Annotated in this window: 13 protein-coding genes; 2 read left to right on the top strand and 11 right to left on the bottom strand. The window is 51.0% G+C overall.

All coding sequences use genetic code 11. The features are described 5' to 3' along the window. Positions 1-397: 397 nt before the first annotated feature. The 3 genes from E5354_RS05860 to nifJ all read right to left on the bottom strand — a co-directional run bounded on the left by E5354_RS05860 (position 398) and on the right by nifJ (position 5,519). Positions 398-829, bottom strand: a complete 432-nt coding sequence (locus tag E5354_RS05860; protein ID WP_123395647.1) for a hypothetical protein — start codon at positions 827-829, stop codon at positions 398-400. A 155-nt stretch (positions 830-984) separates the two neighbouring features. Beyond that, positions 985-1,788 carry a KilA-N domain-containing protein gene (locus E5354_RS05855; protein WP_135946766.1) on the bottom strand — a complete coding sequence of 268 codons (804 nt, stop codon included), beginning with the start codon at positions 1,786-1,788 and terminating at the stop codon, positions 985-987. Between the two features lie 221 nt (positions 1,789-2,009). Then, positions 2,010-5,519: a pyruvate:ferredoxin (flavodoxin) oxidoreductase gene (gene nifJ / locus E5354_RS05850; protein WP_370463596.1), complete on the bottom strand. Its 3,510-nt coding sequence runs from the start codon at positions 5,517-5,519 to the stop codon at positions 2,010-2,012. A gap of 400 nt (positions 5,520-5,919) precedes the next feature. On the opposite strand from nifJ, the gene E5354_RS05845 reads away from it, so the two are divergent. After that, positions 5,920-6,651 (top strand): hypothetical protein, encoded by a 732-nt coding sequence (locus tag E5354_RS05845; protein WP_123395645.1) that lies wholly within the window; start codon positions 5,920-5,922, stop codon positions 6,649-6,651. A 44-nt stretch (positions 6,652-6,695) separates the two neighbouring features. Here the strand turns inward: E5354_RS05845 and E5354_RS05840 are convergent, their stop codons facing one another. The 8 genes from E5354_RS05840 to glpA all read right to left on the bottom strand — a co-directional run bounded on the left by E5354_RS05840 (position 6,696) and on the right by glpA (position 16,524). Next, on the bottom strand, positions 6,696-7,079 hold the full coding sequence (locus E5354_RS05840) for a DUF3037 domain-containing protein (protein WP_123395644.1): 384 nt from the start codon (positions 7,077-7,079) through the stop codon (positions 6,696-6,698). Continuing rightward, positions 7,057-7,839: a HipA family kinase gene (locus E5354_RS05835; RefSeq protein WP_123395643.1), complete on the bottom strand. Its 783-nt coding sequence runs from the start codon at positions 7,837-7,839 to the stop codon at positions 7,057-7,059. The genes E5354_RS05840 and E5354_RS05835 overlap by 23 nt, the downstream gene beginning before the upstream one ends. A 198-nt stretch (positions 7,840-8,037) precedes the next feature. Next, complete coding sequence (locus E5354_RS05830; RefSeq protein WP_123395642.1) at positions 8,038-9,375, bottom strand: porin; 1,338 nt, start codon at positions 9,373-9,375, stop codon at positions 8,038-8,040. 33 nt (positions 9,376-9,408) lie between these two features. Further along, positions 9,409-10,887 (bottom strand): glycerophosphodiester phosphodiesterase family protein, encoded by a 1,479-nt coding sequence (locus E5354_RS05825; RefSeq protein ID WP_123395641.1) that lies wholly within the window; start codon positions 10,885-10,887, stop codon positions 9,409-9,411. 27 nt (positions 10,888-10,914) lie between these two features. Further along, complete coding sequence (pgtP, locus tag E5354_RS05820; RefSeq protein ID WP_123395640.1) at positions 10,915-12,309, bottom strand: phosphoglycerate transporter protein PgtP; 1,395 nt, start codon at positions 12,307-12,309, stop codon at positions 10,915-10,917. Positions 12,310-12,335: 26 nt separating this feature from the next. Continuing rightward, positions 12,336-13,610: an anaerobic glycerol-3-phosphate dehydrogenase subunit GlpC gene (gene glpC / locus E5354_RS05815; RefSeq protein ID WP_123395639.1), complete on the bottom strand. Its 1,275-nt coding sequence runs from the start codon at positions 13,608-13,610 to the stop codon at positions 12,336-12,338. Positions 13,611-13,614: 4 nt separating this feature from the next. Continuing rightward, positions 13,615-14,856 (bottom strand): anaerobic glycerol-3-phosphate dehydrogenase subunit GlpB, encoded by a 1,242-nt coding sequence (glpB, locus tag E5354_RS05810; protein ID WP_135946764.1) that lies wholly within the window; start codon positions 14,854-14,856, stop codon positions 13,615-13,617. A gap of 12 nt (positions 14,857-14,868) precedes the next feature. After that, positions 14,869-16,524, bottom strand: a complete 1,656-nt coding sequence (glpA, locus tag E5354_RS05805; protein ID WP_135946763.1) for an anaerobic glycerol-3-phosphate dehydrogenase subunit A — start codon at positions 16,522-16,524, stop codon at positions 14,869-14,871. A gap of 579 nt (positions 16,525-17,103) precedes the next feature. On the opposite strand from glpA, the gene E5354_RS05800 reads away from it, so the two are divergent. Continuing rightward, positions 17,104-17,883 carry a DeoR/GlpR family DNA-binding transcription regulator gene (locus E5354_RS05800; protein ID WP_135946762.1) on the top strand — a complete coding sequence of 260 codons (780 nt, stop codon included), beginning with the start codon at positions 17,104-17,106 and terminating at the stop codon, positions 17,881-17,883. Positions 17,884-17,890: the final 7 nt, after the last annotated feature.

The following is a 17,890-nucleotide window of genomic DNA, read 5'->3' as shown; positions in this document are numbered from 1 at the left end:
CAAAGCCCGCGCTCAACGACAAAGCCCGCGCTCAACGACAAAGCATAAACCCGTTCAAGATTACTTCCTATTGATTGTCAAATAACCAAATTTAGCAGCAAAATATTGCATAGGTCGAAAAATCTCCTTACCTTTGCAACGCTTTAGGCCTAACGGCTTGAGCAATAAGGATTGTCTTATGGTGTAATGGTAGCACTGCAGTTTTTGGTTCTGCCTGTCTAGGTTCGAATCCTGGTAAGACAACACTATCCCAAGGAGCTAAGCAACACGCTTGGCTCCTTGCTTATTTTATGCACCCACGTATTGTAGGGACGCGATACATCGCGTCCACATCAACAACGGGTAATTCACGGGCAACATGGGCAATTCAACCCCGTTCAACATTTATGGGCATTAACTATTTGCGGACGCGATGTATCGCGTCCCTACGTTTGCGGCGGAGCAGCTTGTCAAGCTTGCTTCGGCCGGATTTTTGTTGTTGAATGACAGGCTGTGGCTGCGTGGGTGTCGGTTGAGCAGTTGTCGGCTGCGTGGGTTCTGTGGGGCGTGAAGGTGCGGATTTGGTGGCGGTTTTGCGGGCGCGGGCAAGGCGTCGCAGTTCACGGGCGCGGTAGCGGCGACGGATTGTGGGCATGATGAGCATGAATATGGCGCGGGGCACTCCGGGTGTCACCTCGATTATCGTCAGGTCGCGCTGATAGGCTTCGATTGCGGCGCATATTTCGTCGCGATAGTGTTTAGGCAGGCGGTCGACTGCATCTTTCCATTCCTGATCAAACTTCAGATTCTTGCCCTTGCGGCTCGATGTTTTGGTTGTTGCGTTTTCCATAATTACTTTTTTCAGCAAATATAGTACACCGAAGCCCCGCATTTCACCCCACAATGTCGCGAAGCGCATAATGACGGCATATACCGGGTGAGGATTTGCGCTAACGCGGGGATTTGATGGTGTAGGATGTATGATAATCTTGTTACGGATTATGTTTATTTCAATAGCTTTCCGTCATTGTTTCGGCTTTCCAATACGCTCATTTGATGAATGGCTATTTGGTTCAGCTTTACAAGACGCTCGCTTTGAGTCATGCCCTGCTCGATGAAAATAGCATTGAGGTTTTCCATATTAGATAGACAGATAAGCTCGTTGATTGTAGCGTAGTCGCGTATGTTGCCTTTCCTGTCAGGATGAGCCTCGCGCCATTGCTTTGCCGTCATACCGAACATCGCAACATTGAGTACATCGGCTTCGTTGGCATAGATAATGCTTGCCTGTGCCTGAGTAACCTCCTCGGGAATGAGATTTTGTTTTATCGCATCGGTGTGTATGTGGTAATTGATTTTGGATAATTCGCGTTTTACCGACCAACCCAATGCTTTTTGTTCTTCGGTCTTAAGCCGTTGAAACTCCTTGACTATGTAGATTTTGAACTCAGGACTTATCCACATCGCAAATTCAAAGGCTATATCCCGGTGTGCGTACGTGCCGCCATATCTACCGGCTTTGGCTTGAAGGCTTATTGCATTTGTTCTTGCTACAAATTCTTTGACGCTTATTTTGAAGCTATTTAGGCCGGACTGATTTCTAATTATGGCGAATTCGCCATAATTAAAATTTGGATTATACACTTTCTCCCAAATGCCGATGAATTCAAGTGTATTGCGGTTGCGCAACCAATCAGTTATAAAAAAATCTCCGTCTTTAGCATGCAACATATCCGTAAGGCAGATATAGTCTTCGCCATTTACATTTATAACATTGACTTCGGTATTCTGTACGGTGATTTTTGCCATTGCGGATACAGTGTTGGTTAATAACGCAAAATTAGCGAATTTATTTATAATTCAGTATTTTGCGCGTCTTTTTATTGAGATTGTCTATAGGGAAAGGACGGAGGTGGATTTCACCCCATAATGTCGCGAAGCGCACTTTTTTGTGCAAAAAAACAGGCGGTCGATTCTATGAAGAACCGACCGCCTTTGTCTATTGGGTCACTCTTTTAAGGAGCGGCTTATTAGTTGTTTTCAAGTGTTTCAACTTCCGGATCAACACCCCACTGCTGCTGAGCAAGGCGACGGTAGTTGTTGTAACGCCACTTGGCATTAGCCTTGGCTGCCTGGAAGAGTTCCTGAGCCTCAGCAGGATACTGCTTCATTACTGAAGCGTAGCGCACTTCACCCTTGAGGAAGTCCTCAAATGCATCCCAGTTGGGTTCCTTGCTGTCGAGAGTGAACGGATTCTTGCCCTCAAGCTCGGCTGCGGGATTGTAACGCCACAACTGCCAGTAACCGCAAGCTACTGCGTTAGCCTCTTCCTGCTGTGCCTTACCCATACCGGCCTTGATACCGTGGTTGATACAGGGAGCGTAGGCGATGATAAGCGACGGTCCGTCGTAAGCCTCAGCCTCGCGGATGGCCTTGAGGGTCTGAGCCTGGTCGGCACCCATAGCGATCTGAGCCACATATACGTAACCGTAGGTTGTTGCGATAAGACCAAGGTCTTTCTTGCGGATACGCTTACCGGCTGCGGCAAACTTGGCGATTGCACCGATAGGAGTAGCCTTTGAAGCTTGACCACCGGTATTTGAGTAAACCTCGGTGTCGAGAACGAGGATGTTGACATCCTTGCCCGATGCGATAACGTGGTCAAGACCACCGAAACCTATATCGTAGGAAGCACCGTCACCACCGATTATCCACTGGCTGCGCTTTACGAGGAAGTGCTTGAGTTCAAGAACCTTCTTGCAAGCGTCGCAACCGCAAGCTTCCATCAACGGAACGAGCTTGTCGGCGATTTCGCGGCTCTTGGCAGCGTCGTTCTTCTCATCGAGCCAGTTGGTGGCGAGAGCCTTGATCTCTTCGCTGCATACGGGGCAGTCAAGAACGCCGCGCATAGCTGCATCAAGACGCTCACGCATCTTCTCGTTGGCGATGTTCATACCAAGACCGAATTCGCAGAAGTCCTCGAAGAGCGAGTTAGCCCATGCGGGACCGCGGCCGTTCTCATCCTTGGTGTAGGGAGTCGAGGGAACAGAACCCGAGTATATTGAGCTACAACCGGTAGCGTTGGCAACGATTTCACGGTCGCCGAAGAGCTGGGTTATAAGCTTAACATAGGGAGTTTCACCGCAACCCGAGCAAGCGCCCGAGAATTCAAAGAGCGGAGTTGCAAACTGCGAGTTCTTGACATTGGCCTTTACATCAACGAGCGAAGCCTTTGACTTAACGTTGTCAACACAGTAATCCCAGTTCTTCTGGATATCAAGCTGAGTTTCGAGAGGCTTCATAGCGAGAGCCTTCACGCCCTTCTTGCCGGGACATACATCGACGCAGTTGCCGCAACCAAGACAGTCGAGAACATCGACAGCCTGCATGAAGCGCATTCCGGTGAATGTCTTGCCGATTGCAGGTATTGTAGCATCTTCGCCGAAAGGAGCTGCTGCGAGTTCCTCGGGAGTGATGACGAACGGACGGATAGAAGCGTGAGGACAAACGTAGGCACACTTGTTACACTGTATACAGTTGTCCTTGTCCCATTCGGGAACGAATGCGGCAACACCGCGCTTCTCATACTTGGCAGTACCCTGAGCCCAAGTACCGTCGGCATCGTTGATGAATGCCGATACGGGCAGAAGGTCGCCGTCCTGAGCGTTGATGGGGCGAACCACCTTGTTGATGAATTCGGGGTCGTTGTTGGCAACCACTGCATCATCGGGAAGTGATGCCCATGCGGGATCAACATCAAGCTTCTTGTATTCGCCACCGCGGTCAACAGCTGCATAGTTCTTGTCGACAACATCCTGGCCCTTCTTGCCGTAGCTCTTTACGATGAACTTCTTCATCTGCTCTACTGCAAGGTCAACGGGGATAACCTCGGTGATGCGGAAGAATGCCGACTGAAGGATGGTGTTGGTGCGGTTGCCAAGACCGATTTCCTGAGCAATGCGGGTTGCATTGATGTAGTAAACGGTGATGTTGTGCTCGGCAAAGTAACGCTTAACCTTGTTGGGAAGATTCTTTGCAAGCTCCTCGCCTTCCCAGATGGTGTTGAGAAGGAATGTACCGCCGTCGCGAAGACCGCGAGTCACATCATACATGTGCAGGTAAGCCTGTACGTGACATGCCACGAAGTTAGGAGTGGTCACCAGATAGGTCGAGCGGATGGGCTTGTCGCCGAAACGCAGGTGAGAGCAGGTGAAACCGCCCGACTTCTTGGAGTCGTAGGCGAAGTAAGCCTGGCAATATTTATTGGTGTTGTCACCGATAATCTTAACAGAGTTCTTGTTGGCACCTACAGTACCGTCGGCACCAAGACCGAAGAACTTAGCCTCATAGGTGCTCTTGTCGCCGAGAGCAACCTCAGCCTTCATCGGGAGCGACATGTAGGTAACATCGTCTACGATACCGAGAGTGAAGTTGTTTTTGGGTTCGGGAAGAGCGAGGTTTTCGTAAACCGAAAGTATCTGAGCGGGAGTGGTGTCCTTTGAAGCAAGACCGTAACGGCCGCCTACAATCATGGGGGCGTTTTCAACTCCGTAGTAGCAGTCAACTACATCGAGGTAAAGAGGCTCGCCATTGGCTCCGGGCTCCTTGGTGCGGTCAAGCACGGCGATGCGCTTTGCAGTCTTGGGCACAGCGGCAAGGAAGTGCTTTGCCGAGAAGGGGCGATACAAGTGAACTGAAACAAGACCCACCTTCTCACCCTGCTCTACAAGGTAGTCGATAGCTTCCTGAGCGGCCTGTGTAACCGAACCCATGGCAATGATTACGCGCTCGGCGTCGGGTGCTCCGTAGTAGTTGAACAAGCCATACTTGCGTCCGGTGATTTCCGAAATCTTGTTCATGTAATCCTCCACGATTGCGGGCACTGCATCATAGTACTTGTTGCAGGCTTCGCGATGCTGGAAGAATACGTCGCCGTTTTCAGCCATACCGCGTGCTACGGGATTTTCGGGGTTGAGGGCGCGTGAGCGGAAGTCGGCAAGAGCCTCACGGTCGAGAAGCGGAGCGAGATCGTCGGTTTCGATCATCTCGATCTTCTGGATTTCGTGAGATGTGCGGAATCCGTCAAAGAAGTTGACGAAGGGCACGCGTGACTTTATGGTCGAAAGATGAGCCACACCTGCGAGGTCCATCACTTCCTGTACCGAACCCTCGGCAAGCATTGCGAAACCGGTCTGACGAACCGACATCACATCCTGATGGTCGCCGAAGATGCTAAGAGCGTGAGAAGCCAATGTACGAGCCGACACGTGGAATACGCAAGGCAGCAACTCGCCGGCAATCTTATACATATTGGGAATCATCAACAACAAGCCCTGCGAAGCAGTGTAAGTTGTTGTCAAGGCACCGGCCTGAAGAGAACCGTGAACAGCACCGGCGGCTCCACCTTCCGATTGCATTTCCTGCACCAAAACGGTTTCACCGAAGATGTTTTTACGTCCTGCGGCAGCCCATTCATCAACATACTCAGCCATTGTCGACGAAGGAGTGATAGGATAAATGGCAGCAACTTCCGAGAACATGTAGCTCACGTGAGCGGCAGCCTGATTACCATCACAGGTCAAGAATTTCTTTTCTTTACTCATAATCTTGTAATCTATTTTATGGAAAATATGAATATTAAATTACTTAATCGTGTCAACGGAATGATGCAACGAAGCGTCTTTCCGTTTCAGCTTACAAATTTAATGATTAATCGGTTAACCGCCAAAACAATCCCCCTATCTTTATGAAATTTTGTATCATAAATGACATAATATAACACCCCGTAACCCAAATCTAATACAGCCCCGAGGCCAACGTGACATGACGCATGTTTAAATAAGCCAAAGTGGCGTTAAAAGCGGCAAACGCGTTTTCACGACACGAAATTTATGCTTACCTTTGCACTCCCGTTACAAAAACAATACAGTGAAAATCAAAATGCGAATACTCATTTCAGCCATAATAATGACATGCGCCGCGCTAATGTGCTCGGCCGAAACAGCATCTACGATAAAAAAAGTGTGGATACTCCCCGAAGTCGATAACGACAGCATCCAGTGCATGGCAATCCATGTCGACTTCGATCTCGCAGGAGTAAGGGGAAAGGACATCGAGTGTCAGGCAATATTCTACAGCAGCCCTGGAGGCTGGGCCCTGCGTGACGCCAACGACAACTACCGCCTGTCGCCGTCGCTCAACTACGTGGCGGCCCAAAGCATGTTCAAGGCCAAGAAGGATGAGTACAACGTGCCCGACCAATCGATTCTGATACCCATCGACGAGCTGCACCTGAAGCCCGGCCGCAAATATCGCATCTACGCCAAGGTGTCGCTCTACTGCAATCCGGGCCGCAACGGCCAGTTTCTCGGCGAGAGCGAGTATGTGCCTATAATCGTCGACCTGAAAAATCCCGACCAGCCTCATGTGATGCAGGATCTCGGCAAGATTCCCACCCCCACACGCACCGTCAAAGGCACCGTAGCCTCACGCAAGGGAGGCTCGTCGCAGGAAATGGCCATGTCGACATCCGATGCCGTCACCCCCACTGAGGACGACAACACATTCACCTCCCACAACAGCAAGGTCAAGAAGAAGCCCATCGACAAGGCTACATTCTGGGTGAAGGAAGAGGTCGACTCAGCTTCTCTTCCCAAGCTATATATCGAGTAATATCTTGTTTCCCGATATTCGTTAACATTGGGGGCTAAGGAGCGTCACTTCACAAGCTCCTCCATAAGCCGCGCAAACGTGGCATCAAGATTGTCGGTGATGCCCGGATGCGGACGCGATGTCTGCACACACGCGCTCTTCACCGCCGTCAGCCACCTGAAACGCTCTTCAGCCTCCAGCGACGCTATGCTGCCGCCTTCGCGCTGTCCCTCCCCTATGAGGGTAAACGCGCTGAGTTGTTGCGCCAATTCGTCGCGAGTCAGCTCACAGTCGTGCACGGCCATCTTGCGCTCGTCGATCCACAGCTCCACGCGCAGCCATCGCCGGCGCTTGCACATCATTATAAGCCCCACATTGATAAACTCCTCACGCTCCACGCGAGGCACATAGCGTATTACCGCGTATTCATACAAGTGCTTGTCGTGCATCTATCGCCTGTTTTAAGAATATGTGAGAATTTTTCAATCGCTCGGTGAGGAAAGTCTTGTAGACATCCCTTATCTCATCGGGAGTAAGCTCCATGCCGTCCCATTGCAGCCACTCGTCGGGCACAAGATCAACTATCTCGGCAAGCTTGTCGGGTGTAAGTAGCTCGCGACACTCCCGGTCGGCTTCCTCAAGATGTGACGCTTTTCGCAGCAACGCATGCTCCTTTATGTAGGGAAACGGCGACAACATGGCCTTCTCCCAGTCGCGCCACGAGTGGTGGAAGTAGAGCGATGCGCCGTGATCGATAAGCCACACCTCACGATTCCACATCAGCATGTTGGTGTTGCGCACCGTGCGGTCGACATTGGTCAGGAACGCGTCGAGCCACACGATACGCGAAGCAAGGCGCTCGTCGACCTGATTCACGACCGGGTTGAGCGTCAACGCTCCCGACAGGAAATGAAGCCCCACATTCAGCCCGCGACTCGCCTGAAGCAGATCCTGAATTTCCTCATCGCCCTCGGTGCGGCCGAAGTCCTCGTCGAGGTCGAGCATCACGAGTTCGGGCACCTTAAGCCGCAGCGCACGCGCCACCTCGCCGCCTATCAGTTCGGCAATCAACGCCTTGGTGCCGTGACCGGCACCCCTGAATTTCACCACATACTTGAATCCGTCGTCGGCCTCGGCAAGAGCCGGAAGCGAACCTCCTTCGCGCAATGGTGTCACATAACGTGTGACCTGCTGTCGTCGTAGTTCCATGTCACTGAATTTTGGGATATGCAAATATAACACTTTTACACCTTATCAGGTCGACCGCACATCCTATAAATGGCACAAAAGCCACAGCCATACAACCTATTTCGGAGTTAAAATGCGTAAAAAACGGCCGTGTCACATGACACGGCCGCCAACAGACTAATTGAAAGATTTTATTTTTATTGTGTGTCGCTTGCTTTTTTAGAAAGAGAACATGAGTCGCCCCTGGATGCAATTGAAATTGGAATCGCTCATATACTTGTCACGGTCAAGATGATTGTAATTGTACTCAAGCATCACCTGGACAAACTTATTGAACGAATAGTTGGCTCCGATAGTTACCGAATGCAGGTTACCGCCGCCCACACTAAGCGATGTCGCGGGATAGTCGGCAATTACACCGTTGGGATAGTACTGGTCGCGTCCGGCCGAATAATATTCACCGTCAACGAGGTCGTTCAATCCCGTGTAGCTGTAACGGGCCACGATTTCAAGCGAGCGTCCGTTAAGGCCTCCGAGCAATCCCTCGGCACTGTTGTACTTGTAGTCAGGGCCGAAAATCTTGTATCCTGCCTCGACATAGGCACCGTTGAAACTGTTGCTTCCGAGCGGATTTCCGGCCTGCCATGACTCAAGGGTTCCCCATGAGTCGATAGAGCCGAGATTGGCCTCAAAGAGAGTCTGGTCGTCGCGCTTCTTGGTGACATGCTTCCACATGTACTCACCGCGTGCAAAGAACTTCGGGCTTACATACATCAACTCGGCGTTGATGTTGTAGACATTGTTGGCGTAAGGGAGTATGGCCTGAACAAACTCGGTGGGATCAACCGCTGTTTCCATCGGAGTACCGAGTATCAGCACAGTCTTCTTTACATTATCGACGGTTTCACCCGAATTAAGGTGACCGTAATGGAAAGCCGCACCGATGTGGAAAGCCGTAGTACCGTCATTTATGGGTCGATACAACCAGCGTCCGCCCACTGCTACGCCCTGGAATCCCGAGATCTGATTGTTATAGGGATTCTCGGCAAACACACCGATATTAGAGTAGAACGGATTATTATAGTAACGGTAGGCGAGTCCGAGCTCACGGCCGGGGCACAGAGCCACGGCAGGCGCCGCACGCGAGATGAAGTGATAACTTCCCATCGAAGTGTTGCGCGACAATCCGAGCGGGTCGTTGAAATAACCGGCCTTGAACGAGCTTATGCCGTCATATTTGTCGGGAGCCAATGAATACTGAAGGAATATATTCTTTTGGGTGAACTTTCCGCCCGAGAAGTCAAAGTCGGCATAGAAGTACCAGTCCTGGAATGTCATCGAGGTACGTATTCGGGCATCGGTAAGCTTTGCACCCGACTTCATGGGAGTGTAATCGGTGTGATACCACGCCGCATCCATCATCATGCGCGCACCCACCGTGAAGTGTAGGTCCTCGTCCTTGTTATCAACCTTTATTGTGGGATTGGTGTCAAAATCCTGTGCAGCTACCGAGAGTGAACATGCTGCTATCAACGAGAGAAATATTTGTTTTTTCATTTTGATATACGTGTTAGTGAAGTATGTTTAACTTTAGTAGCCAAGTCGTTCAAGAGTTTTCAGAGGATCAGGGACATAAGCGGGAGCGTATTCGTTGCCGAACTGCGGATTGCAGCGGAAGCCGTTTTCGATGAGATAACGCAGTGTCAGCTCCGAGCGGTTGGTGAAAAGACCGTCAAGGTACACAGTCCACAGCTTGCCGTTGACTGTAACGCCGAGCAAATCGTCAAACTGGGTGGGATTACCGAAGTTGTACTGTCCCATGTACTTGCCCATCTGGGCGTAGGAGTCAAATGAATAAGGGTGGTTGAGCATTCCCGAGCGGGCGATAAGGTAGGCCTGCCAGGGTGCGTCAAGCTCGCCATAGTTGTTGGGAGCGCCGGCAATCGACGGGCCAATGATGTGGGCCTTGTATTCGAGAGCCATATTGATGAAGTCGGCATAGCCCTGAGGAGTGTTGAACTTGAGGTCGGTAGCACCCTTTCCTTCCCACAACAGGAAGCACATAGGAATCTTGCCCTGGAACTCATCGGCCGTGCGGCGCAGCGATTCAAGCGAGAATGTCTGCAGCACTACCTTACCGTTGGAGTTGCCCACGTTGACCTTACCGTCCTTATAGTTGGGCACACCGTCACAAGGCTTGGTGATTATGTTCCATCCAAGACGGTCAAGCTCCTGATAAACACGATGTTCAAAGTCCTTGGGATTCAGCCATGACTCCTTGAACTCGATGTAGACACCGGGACGGTTGCCTGTATCCTGGGGATCGGGCTCGTATTCAAGATTATAGGTGAGGCAGTCGTAGGGATTGTTGGCATCCCACTTGCCGGTGATGCTGTATATGCGCTCGCCCTGCGAGTTTCTCTTCAGGATTTTACCCTCGGCAAATGCAATCTGGTCGGAAAGTGCCGACACATACTGATGCTGTCCCATGGGATTGGAAGGCGAAGCAGGTTCAAAGTTGGGGCGCGCCTGTTCAAGGCTCGACTGGTTGAACCATGTTCCGGCATCAAGGGCGAGTAGCTCGTCATACATATACGACATGGCATAGTAGGGTCGGAAACTTGCCACATCCTTTTTATAAAGCTCCTCGGCCTCGGCGGCAGTACAGCCGTGGTCCATGTAGAACTGCTTGCGGGTCTGCGGCACATACTCACCGTAGACATTCTCGATGTTGGTCGTGCGACACAGGTTTTCATCATGGTTGGCAAGAATAACGCCGTCCTTCGTACACTGGAGGTCCGATTCAAGGTAGTCGGCACCCATTTCGCGAGCCCATCGCCATGCAGCTTCGGTTTCCTCGGGTCCCCAGAATGTTGACCCTCGGTGAGCCATCACTGCATACATGGGCACGTAGTCACGCACCTTTGCCATCTCCTCGGAAATGGTGTTGACTTGTACGCGTGTGGCATCGACATTTTCATTTGTAAAGTCCTGTTCCTCCTGGCATGAAGTGAAGGCCAAAACTGTCAAAGCGGAAACTAAACCGACTTTAATAAAACATTTGCTCATAAACGTGAAATTTATTATTTAGATAGTTTATTGATTTTTATTTTGCAAGAGATAACGTTCTTCCTTAGCGGTAAACGAGATAAACAGGATGGAGAGCGCACAAGCCGCCAAGAGGAGGACAAAAGTCCAGTCCCAACCCACGCTGCCGGCCACATAACCGATAACTATATTTGCAAGAATAGCTGTTCCGAAGAAATATCCGAAGAATCCCGTAAGTCCGGCAGCGGTTCCGGCTGCATTTTTTGGCGCAAGGTCAAGAGCCTGGACACCGATAAGCATAACCGGGCCGTAGATAAAGAATCCGATACCGATCAACGACAGGGTCACGATAGTGTAATTGTAGGAGAAACGCCAGTAAAGCAGGATGAACACAGCCACGAGAGCCATGAATATGATAGTAGTAATGGCTCGACGGCCCTTGAACACCTTGTCGCTCAACCAACCGCACACGAGCGTGCCGGGAATAGCCGCAAACTCATAGGCGAAGTAGGCCCAGCCCGCATCCTTTATGTCGTAGCCCTGTGAATCCTTAAGGAAAGCCGGAGCCCAGTCGAGGCATCCGTAACGCACCATGTAGACGAATGCGTTGGCAATGGCGATAAACCAGAGCATCTTGTTGTTAAAGACATACTTAAAGAATATCTCCTTGGCGGTGAGCACCTGCTCGTGCTTCTCGCTGTAGTTCTTGGGATAGTCGTTGCGATACTTTTCGATCGAGGGCAGTCCGCACGACTGAGGGGTATCGCGAATGAGGATGTAGGCAAGTATCGCTATGAATATAGCCACGGCTGCCGGGAAAGCATAGGTACCTATAAGGAAGTAATACTGGGTCTGGCTGCCGTAGAACCATGAACCGAACCATATAGCTCCATACACGGCCATGGGGCCCACGAGTGCGCCGCCAACGTTGTGTGCGCAGTTCCATATCGACATCTTTGTGCCGCGCTCCTTGATTGAGAACCAATGGGTCATGACGCGTCCGCAGGGAGGCCATCCCATTCCGTTGAACCATCCTACAAGGAAGTTCAACACTGCCATAAGCGCAATGGCCCACATCTTGTGTTCGGGACCGATAGCAGTCACAGGCACAATCATGAACGCCATTGAAATAGCGGCCAGCACAAGTCCGAGTGGCAGGAATACACGTGCGTTACTTCGGTCGGAAACGCTGCCCATCAAGAATTTAGACAAAGCATAGGCGATTGCGTTCATCGACAATACGATACTAAGTTCTCCGGTTTCAAAGCCGAACGGCGCAAGCTCCGGTATGGCCATGGAAAAGTTCTTTCGCACGATGTAGAAACCCGCATAACCGATGAATATGCCCAAGAACACCTGCCATCGCAGTTTCTTATAGTTAGAATCGACCTTTTCCGCCGGCATTTCAGCCTTATAAGCCGGTGGAGCTAAAAATTTCCACATAATCTATAGTTTTAATTGGTTTGTTGTTATTGTCCGTTTACTGAGTTGGCGCGTCGGGTGGCCTCTATGTCAAGGGCATCGGCGATTATGGAAATGGGATTGGCTACGGGCACTCCTGTCGACATCTCTATCTGCCATTTGCAAGTTTCGCAATCGGTGGCCACGAGGTCGACATGCTCTCCGAGAATCTGGTTGAACAGCGGTCGGCCTATGCCCTGCGAATAGTTGTAGTTCTCCTTCTTGAATCCGTAGGTTCCGGCGATTCCGCAGCAGTTCGATTCAAGAGCCACGTAATCAAGTCCCGGAATCATCTTCAGCAACGAAGTCGAGTATATGGTCCATCCGAGTTTCTCCATGTGACATGGCGTATGGTAGGCTACCCTCTTTTTATAATCGTCGCGGAACACGAGCTTAGCCTTGCCTGAGTCGATGAGATTGTAGAGGAATCGGGTTGCAAGCATCACCTCGTCGCGCACATCGGCATTGTCAAGGTCGAGCAGGTGGGGATACTCGTCACGAATCGTGAACGTGCAAGTGGAGCTTGTGCCTATTACGGTGAGATTTTCCTCAAGCACGGCACGGCGTATCTGCTCGAGATTTATCTTGCCGTCACGCTTGGCCTCGTCGATCAATCGGTTGGAAATCTTTGCAACGCCGCAGCACTTTTCGTCCTCCAGCAGCTTGATGCCGTAGCCTACCGCATTCATCACCGTGACAAGGTCCTTGCCAAGCTGCGGATAGTTGTAGTTTACGTAACATCCGTGGAAATAGGCCACCTGGCGGGGATAGCGGCTTTGGTTGAGCCGTGCCTCCTTCTTGAACCATGTCGTGAACTTCTCGGAAGCATAGGAGGGAAATGTGCGGTGGGCGTCGATGCCGAGAGTGGCATCCATTATCTTTTTCACCGGTTTCAATCCCAGCGTGGCGTTGACTACGGGAGCGACCAAGGTGGCCATGTTGCCCATGAAGTCGGTGTTGGCGAGCATGCGGTCACGCAATCCGGGCGATTTCTTGCTGTACTTGATGCGTGCCGACTGGATTATGTCGCCAATCTTCACGTTGGAAGGGCACACTACCTCACATCGCTTGCAATTAAGACAGTATTTAAGTGCCTCGTCATAGAAGAAGGGCTTCTTAAGCCTGTAGCGCTCACCGTCGGGGCCGGCCTGCTTCGGACCCGGGAAATCGGGATTGACCGGCGTTACGGGACAATAGACCGTGCAGATGGTACACTTTATACACTGCTCGAAGTTATTGTCGCTTATATTGCTTTTCTGATAGTTAACTGTCGAATCGTCCATAGTGTCATCGGGCTAAAATGTTATCAACAACCTTCATTGAAGTCATCAGCGCAACTCCTGCGCCCGACTCCTCTTTCATCGAATTGCAGCCGCCGAGCACCGCGCCCACGGCATACATGTTGTCAAGAGTCCGGCCATCCTTCATGACGCGGAACTCATCATCGGTCGTCACTCCATACCTCATGTAGGCGTGATCTTTGAAAATATCCTTATGATACCACTCGCTCCTCGTTGTCGGAGCCTTAACGTCAAGCCCGAATATAGGCTCGTATATCGACACCGGGTTGGCCATGATGCCGTAGCTGAAGAAACTTCCGCTCGCAAGGATGAAGTAGTCGGCCGAAAGCTCCATGTCACCGAGATTGACCGTAGATATCTTCATCATCCTGTCGCCCTCGGCAACTCCGTTGGTGACGCTGTCGCCAAGCAGATAGGTGCCGCCGAGCTTTTTAAAGTAACGGCGCAGGCGTATCTGCGAGCGCATTCCGCCCACCGACATGGGCTGCGTCGACACAAAGTAGAGCGGACGGTCAACCTTCTCGCGCAGAAGCTTGACGGGTTCATCGTCAAAGAGTCCGATGACGGCCGGCATCAGCACCGTGTCGGCATCGCCGGCAAGGCGGTTTACCTCACGAGCCACATCGCCGATGACATCGCCCACGATGACACGCGCTATATTGGCGGCGCGCATCTCGGTTGAGCTCTTGCGCAGGGTTTCGAGCTCAGGCAGCGTAAACGATTTCAGCGAGCAGCTCAAACCGGCTTCCTCAAGCCCCTTGGCAATGAAACTCGGATAGAAATCGAGATAGCCGTTGAAGTTGATTATGGCCACCTTCCCCCATGGAAGATTGTCAGGCTTTCCCACTGTGGCATAGTCGTCGATCGTGAGCCACGCAGGCTTGAAAGCGCCTATGGGAGTGAGGCGGTAATGATTGCGCTCCTCACTGCCGTGGGTGTTGATTCCCGCCTCGGCAAACAGAGGCTTTACACGCTTTACGTAATCGGTTATCGCATCAATGCCCACCTTGCTGTAGGGGTGCGACGCGGGGAGCTTTGCGATTGCCTCAAGGGGACGCTCCACAAAGTTTCCGTCACGCTGCCCGAACAGGCCGAAAGAGCCCGAGCTGAAATGCAGCGCGCTGTGTCCCGAAGATACTATGGCGACCTTGCGACCTGCCTTTGTCAGCAAAATACCGCTCACGAGTCCGCTAAGTCCGCCTCCTATTATTACAATGTCGTACTTCATACGTGATTCATGTTATTGTTCGTCAATCTTATCCTCAGGCTCGGCTATTCGGTCAAGTCCGCACACACCCTCGTAGAGCCACGACATGAGCTGCGCCTCGACAAGCGACTCGCCCCATGCCACGGGGTACATTCCCTTCCAGCGCTCGTTGATGAACGCCGACAGGTCGCGCAACGTGCGGTCGACACACTTGTTGGCCTTAACAAGTATTCCGGCGGCGCGGCAGGCACACAGTTCGCCTTGGCACGTGCCCATTCCCAGTCGTGTGCGACGGCGCAGATTTATAAGGTTCTCGACATGAAGCTCGTCGATGGCATATTTTATCTCGCCCACCGAAACCTGCTCACACTCACACACCACAGCCTCGTCCTCCTCGGTGCGATAGGCAATGTGGCTGCTTAGTGTGCCGTGACGCCCTTCGGCCGCCTTCTGGTCGGTGCTGAGTTCTATTATGTGGGACTTGTGGTGATGCTTGCCCTCGGCCAAGTCGGCTGTTTCCGAGCCCGGGAGCGGGGTTTCAGCCGTAACGCACTTCACATCGCGACCAAGCTTGCGGCATGCCATGTCGGTAGCCCATTCGGCCATCAGACGGTAGGTCATGAGCTTGCCGCCGGTTATGGTTATGAATCCCTCAAGACCGTCACGCGTGGCATGATCAAGACACACGATGCCTCGGCTTATGCTTCGGCCCGAGGGGTCGTTGTCGGCGGCCACAAGGGGGCGCACACCGGCATAAGCACGCAGGATGCGTGTATAGGCTATGCTCGGCGCTATCTTTATACCCTCCCTCATGAGTATGTCAACCTCCTCGGGAGTCACTTCCATATTGTCGATTTGATCGTAGAGTATGCGGCTCGAAGTAGTGCCGATGAGCGAAATTGTGTCGCCGGGCACCAGAATATCGGCATCGGCCGGCTTGCGGCAGCGGTTTATCACTACATTGTTGATGCGGTGACCGAAGATGAGCAACGCGCCCTTGGCAGGAAACATGTTGATGCGCACACCGGCAAGCTCGGCAATGAGATGCCCCCATATACCGCCGGCATTTATCACGAGGTCGGAGTAAACGGTCGACTCTTCGCCGGTCTTGTTGTCGCGCAATTTGACTCCCATCACACGATTCTGTTCAATTACAAATCCAACGACCTGATTGTAAGTCATAATGTCGGCCCCGTGACGACGGGCATCAATCACATTGGCAACCGTAAGCCTGAACGGGTCAATGGATCCGTCGGGAACCTTTACCGCTCCTATGAGCCGATGATTGACAGCAGGCTCGATGCGTATAGCCTCATCAGGATCGATGATCTCAGCGTTGATTCCGGCCTTGCGACACGAATCAACAAATGTGGCCTGATAGCCAAGATCGTCATCGGGAAGAGTTATGAACAATCCTCCGGTGTCCTCAACACAATGACGGGCGATTTTACGGAGTATCATGTTCTCCTTTATACACTCAGCGGCCGACTCAGGGTCAGTGACGGCATATCGGGCTCCGCTATGTAGAAGTCCGTGATTGCGTCCTGTGGCACCGGCGGTAAAGTCAAATCGCTCGACAAGCAGAGTCTTCAACCCTCTTATCGCACAGTCACGTGCCGTACCGGCTCCGGTGGCACCGCCGCCTATCACGATGACATCGTAATGCTTTTTGCCGAGATTATTATCCATGTATTTTATGTTTTTTTGATTGATATTGATGCAGCATAACAAACCGGAGGTGTTTCATGGTCCGGAAGGTAACACTTAACTTTTAACTACCATTCAAAAGTCTTTGTTCATTAATTCTTTATTTTTATTCAATGACAATCCGACAAAATGACTAATAAGATGTTTATTGAGTTTTTCGGCAGATTTATCGATTAAGTTTCACTTTGAAAGATTTGCTTTCGCTACAAAAGTAGAAACTTTTTTATTCAAAACCAAAAGATTTATTAAAAAGTTCACAAAAATTTTAAATCTAATTCATACCTCCTTTATTATCAGCGTGTTATTTCAAGACAAAATCTCATCCCAAAAAGCGCGTTACTTTTATATCGAAACATATACATTTCAAAACAGTTTCAATTACCGGCCTCACAAAACATCCGATACTATCATATCGAAACCTATAAACATAAATCCACGCCACACAAAAGTCGGCTCAAAACTTTAATAAAAAACGCCGACGAAAAGCGTATAAATATTGCTCATTCAATTATTTTCACTAAATTTGCGAAACTAAAATCTCCTACATATAAATCATTACAAATGACCAAAGACGAGCGCCACAAGCTTATTATCGATACCTTGATGATGCATGAATCCATCCAAGTATCGGACCTTTCCTTACTCCTCGATGTGTCGGCGGTTACGATTCGCAAGGACCTGACCGAGCTCGAGAAACTCAACAAGCTATATCGAAGCCACGGAAGAGCCATCCTTATAAACCCCTACATCAACAACCGCTCGGTAAACGAAAAAGAGAAACTCGCACGCAGCGAAAAAGAGCACATAGGCCGAATGGCATCTTCACTGATAACCAAGGACGACTCCATAATAATAGCATCGGGCACCACGGTGCTTGCCTTTGCGCGTTGCATACGCCCCATACACCGGCTTACCGTAATCTCGGCCTCGATTCAGGTGTCGGAGATACTTGCCGCCAACGAGTCGATCGATGTAGTGCAGCTGGGAGGGTCGTTACGCACAAGCAGCCTCTCGGTCGTAGGCAAATACGCCGAGTCGCCACTCGCCGAATTCTCATGCAGCAAGCTCTTTCTCGGAGTCGACGGAATAGACCTCGACTTCGGGATAACCACAACCGACATACGCGAGGCCGACCTCAACAAGACCATGATGCACACGGCTCAGAAGACAATCGTGCTTGCCGACTCGTCGAAATTCCGCCGCCGAGGATTCAGCAAAATCGCCAACATGGATGAAATAGACCTGATAATAACCGACGAAGGAATATCGGACAAAATAGCCAACCGCATCGAAGAGCTCGGAATCGAGCTGACAGTGGTGCCTGTGACACAAAAACAATAGAGCTGTC

Source organism: Muribaculum sp. NM65_B17, from assembly GCF_004793735.1.
GTDB classification, from domain to species: Bacteria; Bacteroidota; Bacteroidia; order Bacteroidales; family Muribaculaceae; genus Muribaculum; species Muribaculum gordoncarteri.
The sequence above is the reverse complement of the archived record's forward strand: the minus strand, read 5'-3'. Positions and strand labels throughout refer to the sequence as shown.